General features: G+C 65.9%; 6 protein-coding genes. 5 read left to right on the forward strand and 1 reads right to left on the reverse strand.

The window, feature by feature from the left end; translation table 11 throughout:
- Nucleotides 1-22 precede the first annotated feature (22 nt).
- The 5 genes from CLT74_RS19030 (at nucleotide 23) to CLT74_RS19050 (ending at nucleotide 11,662) form a co-directional block, all read left to right on the forward strand.
- Nucleotides 23-1,555: an ATP-binding protein gene (locus tag CLT74_RS19030; protein WP_486582413.1), complete on the forward strand. Its 1,533-nt coding sequence runs from the start codon at nucleotides 23-25 to the stop codon at nucleotides 1,553-1,555.
- Nucleotides 1,552-2,541: a PD-(D/E)XK motif protein gene (locus CLT74_RS19035; protein WP_099847735.1), complete on the forward strand. Its 990-nt coding sequence runs from the start codon at nucleotides 1,552-1,554 to the stop codon at nucleotides 2,539-2,541. The genes CLT74_RS19030 and CLT74_RS19035 overlap by 4 nt, the downstream gene beginning before the upstream one ends.
- Nucleotides 2,538-5,441, forward strand: a complete 2,904-nt coding sequence (locus CLT74_RS19040; RefSeq protein ID WP_099847736.1) for a Z1 domain-containing protein — start codon at nucleotides 2,538-2,540, stop codon at nucleotides 5,439-5,441. Before CLT74_RS19035 ends, CLT74_RS19040 begins: the two co-directional genes overlap by 4 nt.
- A gap of 426 nt (nucleotides 5,442-5,867) precedes the next feature.
- Entirely contained in the window at nucleotides 5,868-9,740 is a 3,873-nt protein-coding gene (locus CLT74_RS19045) for a P-loop domain-containing protein (RefSeq protein WP_143697186.1), read from the forward strand.
- 371 nt (nucleotides 9,741-10,111) lie between these two features.
- Nucleotides 10,112-11,662, forward strand: coding sequence for a hypothetical protein (locus CLT74_RS19050; RefSeq protein ID WP_099847738.1), 1,551 nt, complete (start codon nucleotides 10,112-10,114; stop codon nucleotides 11,660-11,662).
- 178 nt (nucleotides 11,663-11,840) lie between these two features.
- On the opposite strand, the gene CLT74_RS19055 is transcribed toward CLT74_RS19050, so the two are convergent.
- The gene (locus CLT74_RS19055; RefSeq protein WP_099847739.1) at nucleotides 11,841-12,467 is read right to left on the reverse strand and encodes a hypothetical protein; all 627 of its coding nucleotides are present in this window, start codon (nucleotides 12,465-12,467) and stop codon (nucleotides 11,841-11,843) included.
- Between the last annotated feature and the right edge of the window lie 91 nt (nucleotides 12,468-12,558).

Below are 12,558 nucleotides of genomic sequence, written 5' to 3' on the forward strand. Positions count from 1 at the left end.
AGCCTCGCCGGTACCACCGGCCATGCCAAAGGAGCATTTCGTGTCCGTCTGGTCTCAGGAGGTCCCCACCGAGGGAGCGGTGCAGCTGCCACCGGACCCACGGGCTATGGACGCCCTGGGCCGCAACCACTCGTTGGAGACAGCGCTGGCCGACCTGGTGGACAACTCCGTTGACGCCGGGGCCACCGACATACTTGTGCGCTTCGTCCAACGCGACACCCGGCTTGTCGGGCTCTACGTCGTGGACAACGGCCGAGGTATCGAACCCGACCGTATCGATGCGGCGATGACCGTCGGTGGTCAACGCAGCTATACCGGCGACGATCTCGGACACTTCGGGATCGGTCTCAAGGCTGCCTCATTCAGCCAGGCTGCCAGCCTCACCGTTCTGTCCCGCGCCGCCGGACAGCCGGCCGTAGGGCGACGCTGGCAGCTCGCATCCGGCCGGCGTGACTTCACCTGCGAAGTCGTCCCCGGTGCATTCGCCGCTGCCGAACTCGACCGCAACTGGCAGCTTCCCACAAGTGAGTCGGGCACCGTCGTCCGTTGGGATCAGGTGAACGGCCTACCCTCGTCCGACGATCCCGACCAGGTCGACGAGTTCCTCAGCCGCACCATCTCCCACCTGCAGGGACACCTGGGCCTGACCTTTCACCGCATCCTCGCCCACTCCAAGATCCAGATCGTCATCGACGTCGAGGACGTGGCGTTCGGCGCCGGCGTCCGCCACCCGGTGGCGCCCATCGATCCATTCGCGTACCAGGACACGTTGCCCGGCTGGCCAAAGGACCTCAAGGTCCGGGCCGGAGAAACTGACCTGCTTCTGCGCTGCCACATCTGGCCGCGCCGCTCCAGCTCGCCCGAGTACCGACTGCCCGGTGGGGCGGAGACGCGACAGGGTCTCTACTTCTACCGTCGTGGACGGCTCCTGCACGCCGGCGGCTGGGAAGGCATCCATGCATCTGACACCCGGCTCCAACTTGCTCGGGTCTGCATCGACATTGACGGAGACACCGCCGGACTTTTCGTCATGAACCCCGAGAAGTCGCGCGTGTCGGCCGGGCCCCGCTTCGCCCACGCCGTCGCCACAGCGCGCGCCGACGATGGCACCACGATCACCGACTACCTTCAAGCCGCAGAGGCGGCATGGGTCAACGCCAACCGACGGACCACCGCACGCCGCAAGGCGGTGCTACCACCGGGCAAGGGCTTCCACCCCAAGGTGTCGCGCGAGATCCGCAACGAGCTGCCCCTACTGCCCGAGGAACCCCTCAACATCCAGTGGAAGCGGTTCACCAGCGACGCGTTCGTCGAGTTCGACCGCGGGACCAGGACGCTGTGGCTCAACCGGGCATACCGGCAGGCACTCCTCGGCGGACGCCGCGGCGGCGTCAACGACGCCCCAGTTCTCAAGGCCCTGCTGTTCCTGCTCGCCAGTAACGTCTTCGAAGGTGCCCACTTCGGCGCCCGCGACAAGGACAACATCGACCTCTGGCAGGAAGTCCTCACCACCGCGGCCAAGGCGGAGAGGTCGACCTTCGAGGCCCGCTCATGACGGCGCCAGCCGACCGACACCTGAGCGCTGACAGCTTCGCCGAATATGTGCGAAGCAGCGTCCCGATCGACCACCCGATCCCCGGATCACCACGTCTTCTGCTCTTCGTCGACCCTCACGCCGACCGCGTCGGACTCCGTGGACCCGCAACCTCCCACGAGGTTGCACCAGCCGGGCTGGAACACCTCACCGTCCGCGCCGTGCACCACGACGGGCAACGGATGATCGAGATCGCCGTCACCGATCCTCGTCTGTTCGTCGACGCCTATCCGCTGCTGTGCGCCGTCGCTGACCGGGTCCAACTGGACCAGCAGACACTGACCGCCGCGCTGACCGAGACCCTGCGCCGCCTCGGACACCTCCTACAGACCGAGGACGTCCTCTCACAGGAGAGGGAGACGGGGCTCGTAGGCGAACTACTCCTGTTTGCCGGCCTCGCACACACCGCGGGGCCGGACACCGCGCTCGCCTCATGGCGCGGCGGACAGGCCGAGGAGCACGACTTCGGGCTCCCCGACCACGACGTCGAGGTCAAGACCACCGTGTCCGAACGCCGTGCCCACTGGATCTCATCCCTGACTCAGCTGGTCGAGACCGGCGAACGGCAACTCTGGCTGGTGTCCCTGCAGATCACCGCCGCTGGCAGCGCCGGCCGCACGCTACCGGACCTCATCACGGGTATCCGCGACCACCTGCCGTTTACGGCCCACCGCGCCGCATTCGACGACCTGCTCCGAGGCTCCGGTTGGCGGGACCGCTACTCGACCACCTGCCAACGCCGATGGCGTCTACGAACCGCTGCCGAAGCATTCCAGGTGACCAAGTCGTTCCCCCGGCTCACACCTCGCCTCCTGGCAGACGCCGGCGTCGACGGTACGCACGTGACCGACGTCCGCTACCGCCTAGACCTGACCGGACGAAGCGGCGACCCCACGCCGAAGATCCTCACCGACGCACTCACGAGGGGACAGCGGGAACTGCCATGAGCGACAGCGTCACCACCGCCTACAGCGCCGCCCTCGACGCCATGCAGCGTCCCGGGCCGAAGCCGTTGCATGCCCTGGCAGCCATGCTGGGGGGCGACGTTCCCGGTATCGCCGACGGATCCGCCCTTCTAGGTCACCTGCGAGACGCCGGCCCCGAGGACGCCCTGCGCCAGCAGTTCGCCCATGCCCTCGCCGCTTGGGACCACGAACAGGGTGGCGCCCCCTGGACCGGCGGCACCAGCCACAACACTGCCGCACGTCGCGAGGCGGTGATCGCCGCCCTCGGCATTGACGAGCAGACAGCAGCTCTGTTCGCCGACCTGTTCCCCTTCGCCGCCGCCGACGGTCCCATCGTCATCGCGGACGACTGGGAGGAGTGGCGCACGCCCGAGCGCCGCACGGAACGTAGCTTCTACTGGGCGCACTACCAGCGCCACCTGCTCGACAAGTGGCGCAACCCTGACGCCATCGCCGACCTTGACAGGGCCACCGAGGAGGTGGTCCGCCGCCTGTCAGACCCAACCCGGTCGGTCGCGTACCAGGCCAAGGGTCTCGTCGTCGGATACGTCCAGAGCGGCAAGACCGCCAACTTCACCGGCGTCGTGGCCAAGGCCATCGATGCCGGGTACCGACTCGTCATCGTGCTCACCGGCACCACCAACATGCTCCGTGCCCAGACCCAGCGACGCCTAGACATCGAGCTGTGCGGCCGGGAGAACATCGAGCGGGAGATCTCCCCCCACGACCAGAAGGCCCACGAGTACCAGGACGACCCCGACTGGAAACGCGACCGCTTCGTCCGCCACGGCGGACGGCCGTCCGACGCCGGATACCCGGACATCCACCGCCTGAGCAACCACGCCGGCGACTACCGGCGGCTCAAGATGGGTTTCTCCGCGCTGGAGTTCAGGGGCCGAGAGCGCAACCGGAAGTTCTTCGACCCGGCGAACCTACACACCAGCGATGCTCGGCTCGTAGTCGCCAAGAAGAACGCCTCCGTTCTCGATGCGCTGGTGGCAGACCTGGGCCGCATCAGCGAACGCCTCGGTGAGGTGCCGGTCCTCATCATCGACGACGAGTCGGACCAGGCGTCGGTTAACACCGTCAGCCCGAAGAAGTGGAAGGAGGACAGCAAAAAGCGCACCGCCATCAACCGCCTCATCGGACAACTGCTACGGATGATGCCCCGCGCGCAGTACGTCGGCTACACCGCCACCCCGTACGCCAACGTGTTCATCGACCCGTCCGACGTCGAGGACATCTTCCCCCGCGACTTCCTCATCTCCCTGCCGCGCCCCGAGGGCTACATGGGCGCAGAGGACTTCCACGACTTCGACGCCGAACTCCCCCTGGAGCAGCGCCCTCTCGACACGTCGAAGGAACGGGCACACGTGCGGTACCTCGGCGACGAGCCCGACGACGGCGAACTGCGCCGCGCGATGGACATGTTCGTCCTCACCGGTGCCATCAAGCTGTACCGACAACGACACGGAACCACCTACCGGCACCACACCATGCTCGTCCACGAGGCCATGGGCAAGGACTCCCACCGGCAGACAGCCGAGCTGATCGTCCACCTGTGGAACACCGCCGGCTACTACCGGCCCAGCGGCTTGGCCCGGCTACGGGACCTGTACCTCACCGACGTCCTGCCCGTGTCCCGCGCGCAGGCGCCCGCACTGCTCACACCGGCCAACTTCGACGACCTGCGCGACGACATCGGCGAGGCACTCCGACTCATCAGCCCTGCCGACCGTAACGGCAGCCCGGTCATCGTCGTGAACAGCGACACCGACCTTGAGAGGCAGCAGGAGAGCCTCGACTTCGACAAGCGCGAGATCTGGCGCATCCTGGTCGGCGGAAACAAGCTCGCCCGCGGCTTCACCGTGGAAGGGCTGACCGTGACCTACTACCGGCGCGCCACGACACAGGTCGACACGCTCATGCAAATGGGCCGGTGGTTCGGCTTCCGACCCGGCTACCGAGACCTGGTCCGCCTCTACACCACCCCAGACCTGCACGACATGTTCGAGGCCGCCTGCCGCGACGAGGACTTCCTCCGACGCGAACTACGCCAGTACGCGGCCCCGGCCGACGGCAGGCCCCAGCTGACCCCCCGGCAGATCCCGCCCCTGATCGCCCAGCACCGCCCGGACCTGCGACCCACCGGCCGGAACAAGATGTGGAACGCCAAGCTCGTGCTGAAGAGCTCACCGGGCCAGCCCATGGAACCCGTGGCCTTCCCCTCTGTCGGAACCAAGATTAAGCACAACCTCGAACAGTGGGAACCGCTACTCGCTGCCGCAGCCCAACGGTCCGTCAGGTTCGTGGTACCGGGAGCCAAGACCACCTACGAGGCGGGGGCGGCAATCGTCAGTCACGCAGCGCTTCTGGCCGTGCTCGGCAACCTCAAGTGGCTGGCCGATGACACCTTCCAACCCGAACTAGCCTGGCTGCGCCGCCTGAGCGACGACCAACTCGCACGGTGGATCGTGCTCCTGCCCCAGCAGACGAGGTCCACCACACGACGCCTCGTCGCCGGACACGGACCCTTCAGCATCTTCGAACGCCAACGCACCTCTTCCAGCGCCTCCTTCCGAGTGTTCAGCGAAGAACGACACCGGAACGCGGCGATGAGGATCGCCGGTTTAGACACACCAACCCCTGACGCCGAGGCCGACGTGCTCAGGGGCTCCTCCACCGGAGCAATCATCCTCTACCCAACCGTCGAGAAGGGCAGCCTCTCCGGGGGTGAGGGCCAAGCCATTGAAGACGAGAAGGTTACGATCGGGTTCCACCTGGTCACCCCAACTACCACAGTGCCGGCCGGCGGCAAGTTGATGCACTGGGTGACGGTGGACAAGACGAATCCGTACGCGCTGGTTGTCGATGCCAAGTGATCCTCAAGGCCACTCGCGCTTCGACCGCTTGGCTCCTTACGACACCCCGAATCAGAGAGGCGCCACGGGGCCAAATCGGCGCAGTCCGGGTCATGGAGCAGTGGGGGACGCTATAGGGCTGCGGAGTGTATAGATGCCCGCACATGCGGCCGGTGGCATAGTGGGCGAGAGCCGTGAGAGGCAGTCAGCAACGGCAGCCATGCGCTGGGCGTTGAAGCGACTAGCCACAACTCGCGCCCGCTGGCGCGGAAAGGAGAACGGGTGGTGGTGGCGCGGAAACCCGCGGCTGGTGTGCCAGCTCCGAGCGCCGCTCGCCGCCTCGGAGACAAGTATCAAGATCTTGTAGCGTGGAGGGTAGCTGTAGAGCTGCTTCATCCCGATAGCGAGTTCTACGCTATCGAGTTGGAGGCCCGGGATTCCGCCCACGTGGACGACGTGGTTCTGCGGGCGAAGACCGGTCAGGACCGATACATGCAGCTGAAGTGCGCAACCAAGGCAGCCGCGAAGGTCGACTTCCAATTTCTGACCGGCACATCACCGCAGAGCCGTACGTCTTTGCTCGAGAAGTTCCTCCGGAGTTGGAGAAGTCTGGGCGCAACGCGTGCCGGGTTCGTCATGGAGTTGGTGACAAGTCGAGTGCTCGATGCCGACGACCCACTACTGCGCCTAGTCGATTCGCGCACATCGTTGCTCAATCCTGCCGCTCGTGCGGCCTCGCCACGTTCGGGGCCCGGGAAGCGACTCACGGAGCTGTGCAGCCATCTTGGGTGTGACCTCGATGAGTTGCTGATGATGCTCAATTCTCTGTATTTCCATGCAGGGCGCACGTTCGCTGTTGAAGAAGAACTTGCAGTTCAATTGATGAGAGCCAATGGGCTGCGCAGTGACGGCGAGGCGCTACGGTCCGGCATAACCGCTGTTGGGGAATGGGTAGAGGACGGGCGCCGTCGTCTTGAGGTTGCCGAGGTTCGCGACGAGGTCGAGCGGCTGGGGCTGTTCGCGGCGACGACGATCGGACCTGTCCGCTCCATGGTAGACGCGGACGCCTCAGGGGCATGGAACTCCGCGAGTGTCGAGGAGTACCGCGACCTCGTGCCAGACAGCTTGCACGATCGGGATGCGGAGCTCGCTGAACTGCTGGAGTTTTGCCGGGGCCACGGCGCCAGCTACATGTGGTGGCAGGCCGAGCCCTGGTCCGGCAAGACAGCCCTCATGGCGACCCTTGCCCTGCGCCCGCGGCCACATTTCGACGTACTCTCGTTCTTCGCGACCGCACGGTACACGGCTTCATCTGATAGCGATGCCTTCACAGAGGCGCTGATCGACCAGCTCAGCTCGCTCCTCGGGCGCGCTCCGTACCAGGACAGCCGGCCGAGTGCTCGTAGGGGTCTTCTGCGGAGGTTGCTTACCTCCGCAGCTGAAAGAGCGGTCCGGCTTGGGCGTCCCCTAGTGTTGGTCGTCGACGGCCTAGACGAGGATACTGGCGCGACGGCAGCGTCAGGCATCCCCAGCGTGGCGTCGCTGCTTCCTCTCCATCCGCCCGCCGGCCTGCAGGTTATCGTCGCCAGTCGACCGATCGCGCAACTGCCGGACGACGTTGCTGACGACCACCCCCTGCGCCATTGCTCAGTGCGGGCGCTTAAGCCATCGCCATACGCGCGTGACCTACGGCGCCGCGCAACCCTGGAACTCCGTCAGTTGCTGTCCAAGCCGACTCAGGCGGCAGTCCTAGCCATGATCACCGCCAGCGGTGGTGGTCTCACCGTGCAAGATCTGGAAGAACTCACGAACGTCCCGCGCTACCAGCTCAACGAACTCCTCAGGGGGGTGTTCGGCCGCTCAGTCACCAGCCGCAGCCACCACTGGAGCGTGGATCAGCAGCCCCACCGGGTGCTGCTGTTCGCTCACGAAACTCTGCGCGTGATGGCGGAGTCGGAACTTGCGGGCAGCATGATCCAGCAGGCCCGCCATCGCTTGCACGCCTGGGCCGAGGAGTATCGCCAGGCAGGCTGGCCCGCCATCACCCCGGTCTATCTGCTGCGCGACTACTTCTCCATGCTACGTGCGAGCGGCGATTGGGAGCGCCTCTTGGCCTGTGCTCTGGACGTTGAGCGGCACGAGCGGATGCTCCAGATGACGGGTGGCGATGCGGCTGCGCTCTCCGAGATTTGGGGCGCACAGGCCGTAGGACAGGAGCAATCACGACCGGACCTATCATCGCTACTTCGGCTCGCCATGCACCGCGACGAGCTGCACAGTCGGAATGCGAACCTTCCGCCGGACCTGCCGGCCGTCTGGGCCAGCCTCGGTTCCTTCATCCGTGCGCGCTCCCTGGCACGCGCCATCCCGAATGAGGCATCCAAAGCGAAGGCCCTCGCCGCTCTCGCTGCACACGAATTGCAGTCAGGCGACCGTAGCCGAGCGGCTGCACTGCTCGACGAGGCAGAGCGAGCTGCACGCGCAGCCGCCGGCCTCGACGGGTACCCGGGCGCACTCGCGACTTTGGCGCGACAGTTGGCAACGGCAGGCAAGTCACAGGACGCGGCGCGGATGGTCGGTGATGCAACTCAAGCTGCGCGAGGACAGCAGAAGCCCGAGAAGAGGGCAGCGGCGCTGATCGAGGTAGCTCAGGCTTATCCCGCGCATGCCCCTACGCTGCTGCTGGAGGCTGAATCCACGGCGATGATCGCGGGCGACACATTGCGTAAGGTCAGTGCTCTTGCCGCCATCGCCGCTGCCCGATCCCGCCTGGGTCAGCGGGATGAGGCTACGAAACTTCTCGCTGTCGCCGAACAGGCCGACCGAAGCCTGCGGCCCGCCATGAGTGCTGCCGCTCTCGGTACCTTGGTCCCCGCGGTGGTGTCCCTTGGCGACATGGCTCGAGCTGAAGCTCTCATTCAGGACGTCACCCGGGCTTTCAATCGAGAAGGAGCCATCACCGCTGTCGTCGACGCCTTGGCAGAAGAGAATTCAACCAGGGCCAAACATCTCGCGGCTGCCTTGAAGGAGCCCTTCTGGCAGGCACGGGCCTGCACAACGCTGGCCCGAGCGGCGGCCCGCCGCGGCGATCGCCTCGATGCAGCTCAGTTCGCGGACGCTGCGGAACGCCATGCCCGCAGCAGCGTATACCTGCCGCAGCGCGCCCACAGCCTCGCCCAGGTAGCCATCGCTATCGGCAGGTATGGGCAGGACAAGGAACGTGCTCGTGCCCTGTGTCAGCTCGCATTGAGCCAAGCGGAGGCAACGGAGGAGCCTGACGACCTCGACTGGGTTCTCGAGTCCATCGCTACAGGGTTCGCCGAGGCTGGCGACTACGCTGCGGCGGAACAGTGCGCGCGCACGATCGCGACGCGCGCTCGGGAGGACGCCGCCCTCTGCACCATCGTCGAGGCGCTAGCTCGCGTGAATCGATTTGTGCAAGCCGAGACTCTGGTGGCAGAGATCTCAGATAAGAACGCTCGCTCAGAGGCTCTCTCACACCTTGTCTCCTCCTATGCCTCGGCAGGCGACGCTGCGCAGGCGCAGCGACTGGCATTGACCGTTCCTGACACGAAAACTCGGGCGTCGTCTCTTGTCGAACTCGCCTTCGCACAGATCGCCGCCGGCGACATCGCCGGGGCGGCCAGCACGGGCAACCTTGCCGCTGCCGTCCGCCATTCCGAGCCGTATAGCCAATCGCTTGCCCTCAGCGCCATCGCCCGCCTCACTGCCGAACTGGGCGACACGGAGCGCGCGAAAGAGCTGTGCGGGGCGGCCGAGCACGAAGCCCGCCAGGTGGTGACACATCCTGCTCTCTTCGAGCGGGCGCTGATCGCCACGGTCCAAGCCTTCGCAGCCGTAGGCAATCGGACTTACGCTCGTCTTCTTGCCACGTCCCTGGCAGACTCCACGCTTCTGCAGATTGCGGCGTTGGGCGGGCTGATGCAGGCCGCACACCGCGCTAGGGACCGTGACGAAGCCGAGTCTCTTCGAACCGAGGCTGAGCGCGTCGCCGACACGCTCCAAGACCTATCGCTGCGAGACGATGCATATCATCAGATTGCACAAGCGGCCGCTGCGTACGCAGACTGGGCAACGGCTGAGCCATCAGCTGATCGCATCATCGAATCAGTGCGACGTTCTCGCGCATATGCTGACCTGGCTAGAGCTGCGCTCAGCCACGCCGATCCGGTACGGGCGCGCAATCTTGCCGCACGAGCCTTGTGCGCAGGCGATTGGACCGCCTCCCTCACAGTCATTGCGCAGGTCAACTCTGCCGAAATAGCTCGGGCGGCTGATGCACTGATGAGCCGCCCCTGATCCCAACCTCGGGCTCAACGGTAGCCGTGATCTTGAGGTTTGAGGAGGCCCGGTAGAGACGGCGCGGCACCGGAACGAGAAGCGAGCGCATGAACAGGCCCGGGACCTCCGTCCGACTCGTTCCTCCTGACGGATACGGTCGCGCGGCAAGTTGACCAGTCGGCACCGACAACCTGGCTCGGCGATGGTGGCAACCTGTGCCGACTCTGACCTCAAGCCTGGCCGGCGCGCCCTCGATGGCGCAGCGGACTGTGGCTCGGCGAAGCCGCAGCACTGGCGTTGGAGGGGGTCGCCACGGCCAAGCCAATGCTGAACAATCGACAAGGCCAAATCGACAGGAGCGAGAGGACGGGGAGACTCGGGATGACGACGTGAGACCCGACGACGAGCTCCAGAGCCTCATCGACAGCCGCCGACAGGCGGCGCGCGATCTTCCCGGCTGGCGGTCCGCGCCGGAGCGGCTGCTCACGCTGCTCCAGCATGCCACTCGCCTCCGTGCAATGGAGATTGCTCAAGCGCGTGATAGCGATGTGCCATGGGAGTCCGTCCTCGCCCAGATCATCACGTGGCACCACGAGATTCCCGTGGGAGAAGGGCCCTGTGAAGACGTAGAGGCCGCGGATATCTGCCTCGCCGCCTTGGAAGCGACCCGCCTCGACAACCTCCGCGGCACCTTCAGGGCCGGTGGTTACGAGGTTCGCCGTCGTGGCGACGCCTTCCGGATCCGACACCGCTGGAATCCCGCGGTCGAGGCGGCCGACGCCTTCCTCGAACACGCCACCGCCCCTGCCAACCTTCCCGGAATCACGTCGGTCGAACGGGCGTGGATCCGGAGCCGGCCAAGAGCATCCCGAGAACTTCCCCCGGCGGATGTCCTCCGCGCGGCGGCGCAGCGCGCGAAAACGGCTGTCGACGCCTACCGCCACGCGCTGCCGGAGGGAAACCTCCCCGACTCCTTCCAACTCGATGGCGGCCTGACCGTGGGCCAAGTCGCTGATGTGCTGTCGGTCGTCATGGGATTCGCCTCACTGTGCGAGGCGGCGGCGCGCATGCTCAAGCGCACCGAGACAACTCTGGCGAGCCTCCGTCGGACCACGCTGCTGGAGATGACGGCTAAGCTGCTTCCAACGGTTCCGACGGCATGCATCGACGCCACCATCGAACGCCTCACCTACACTAACGGCCGCTCCTGCCGCGTATCACCGCTGGCGAAGCTCGAGGACACCATCATCGTGTGCCCGCCGCTCATCACGCCTCGGGTCATCGACGCGATCATCCTGCGCAGTTCCGCGTACGACCCCGGCCTGTACGGGCCCGTCGGTCAACGGCAGGGAAACCGGGCAGTGAAGTGGAAGGACTGGCTCGGTCAGATACCTGGAGTCCTTGTGGCCGACCGGATACGCGCCCGGCGTCAAGACCGCCAAACGGCTGGCGACCTTGACGTGGTGGCGGTGGACCCGAGCCGGCGGCGAGGCCTCTGTCTCGAGATTAAGTGGCCCATCGACGCCATCTCGCTTCCCGAAGTCACCAAGATCGAGGACTGGGTTAGTTCAGCCGCCACCCAAGTCAACCGCCTCCGCACGGAGCTGACATCCGGCAGTGCTGTCGTGGAGATGCCCAAGGGCTGGCCCGCGTTCCCCGAAATCACCTGGACGTGGGCCGTGGCCACGCCGCAGCAGCTCTGTCTGCGGCCACTGCCCTTCGACGAGATCTACGCGACGTCCTTCCGGTACATGGCCAGCCACGGCAAGCCCCGCTCGCTCGACGACGTCATCGACACGCTCACCTCCCCCGACCTGCCCGTCGATGGTGTCGACTTCAAGATCGACACCATCGACTTTCTGCTCGGGCGGCAAAAGGTGGTTCTAGACGCCATCGGACTCACCCAGAAGGGGTGGGAGCCGCGAAGGTGGAACTCCTGAGTGCGTGGTCGGCACGACAGGGCTGCCTGGCGTCGGAGGTGTCCGTGGTCTAGAGCCCAAGCTTGCCCTCCGGACGCCCCACGAACGAGCCGCCAGACCACGACCACGCGGGCGAGGCGGAAGCGACGGCCGAACTCCGGTTCACCGACCCAGCTGGAGTCGGACCAGCCTCGCTAGCTCAGCTTCCGGATGCAATGGGCGGTTCATCGACAGGCAGAACTGCGCCGCGAGCCATGCCGGTCTGCAGTGCGCTCAGAAGCCACGCACGATCGGTGTCGCTTCGCGGTCTGGTGAAGTAAACCAGCGTGGCGTCTTGTAGCAGTGATTCACCTACCTCCAGGCCGCTGGGAGTGGCAACGATGACAGGGAGTGGGTCGCGGTCGGCCGCCGTAGCTAGTGCCTCCGGCGGATCTTGCAACATCCACTCAGTTGTCCGGATTCCGTGGGCGGTCAGGTGATCCCGCACGTACTCGACCTCGGCACGCAAGGGGCCAGTTACCACGATGACGGGGCCGGACTGACGTCTGTGCAGGACCGCCTCTGTCATCGCCGCCAACCGTGGGTCTGGGCCGAGGCCTTCGAGAGAGTCAACAAGGCTCCATGCCATCTTCACGCGGCCCTGGTCGTCCCGGCTCGCGACCTGCCCCTCACCGATCAACTGCATTAGTGCCGAGTGCAGGGCGGGTCGGCTACGGACGCCGTATCGCTTGTCCAGCAAGATCGCGGCCTGCTGAAAGATCGCGCGTTCGGCTTCGCCGAGCGTCACCACATAGTCTTCTGGACTGACGTGGCGCTTGCTGCTCATGTTGATGGCCTGGTGGACTCTGTCACGCAATCGGGTGCATGCAACCCATCGAACCCAGATCGGCGGGCGGCCACCGTCGCTGCCCGCCAAC

Source organism: Verrucosispora sp. CNZ293, assembly GCF_002754655.1.

What these genes read in the sequence shown, in the direction of transcription:
- CLT74_RS19040 (WP_099847736.1), top strand. Translation starts at nt 2,538, where the DNA reads ATGAGCGACAGCGTCACCACCGCCTACAGCGCCGCCCTCGACGCCATG.
- CLT74_RS19055 (WP_099847739.1), bottom strand. Translation starts at nt 12,467, where the DNA reads ATGAGCAGCAAGCGCCACGTCAGTCCAGAAGACTATGTGGTGACGCTC.
- CLT74_RS19030 (WP_486582413.1), top strand. Translation starts at nt 23, where the DNA reads ATGCCAAAGGAGCATTTCGTGTCCGTCTGGTCTCAGGAGGTCCCCACC.
- CLT74_RS19035 (WP_099847735.1), top strand. Translation starts at nt 1,552, where the DNA reads ATGACGGCGCCAGCCGACCGACACCTGAGCGCTGACAGCTTCGCCGAA.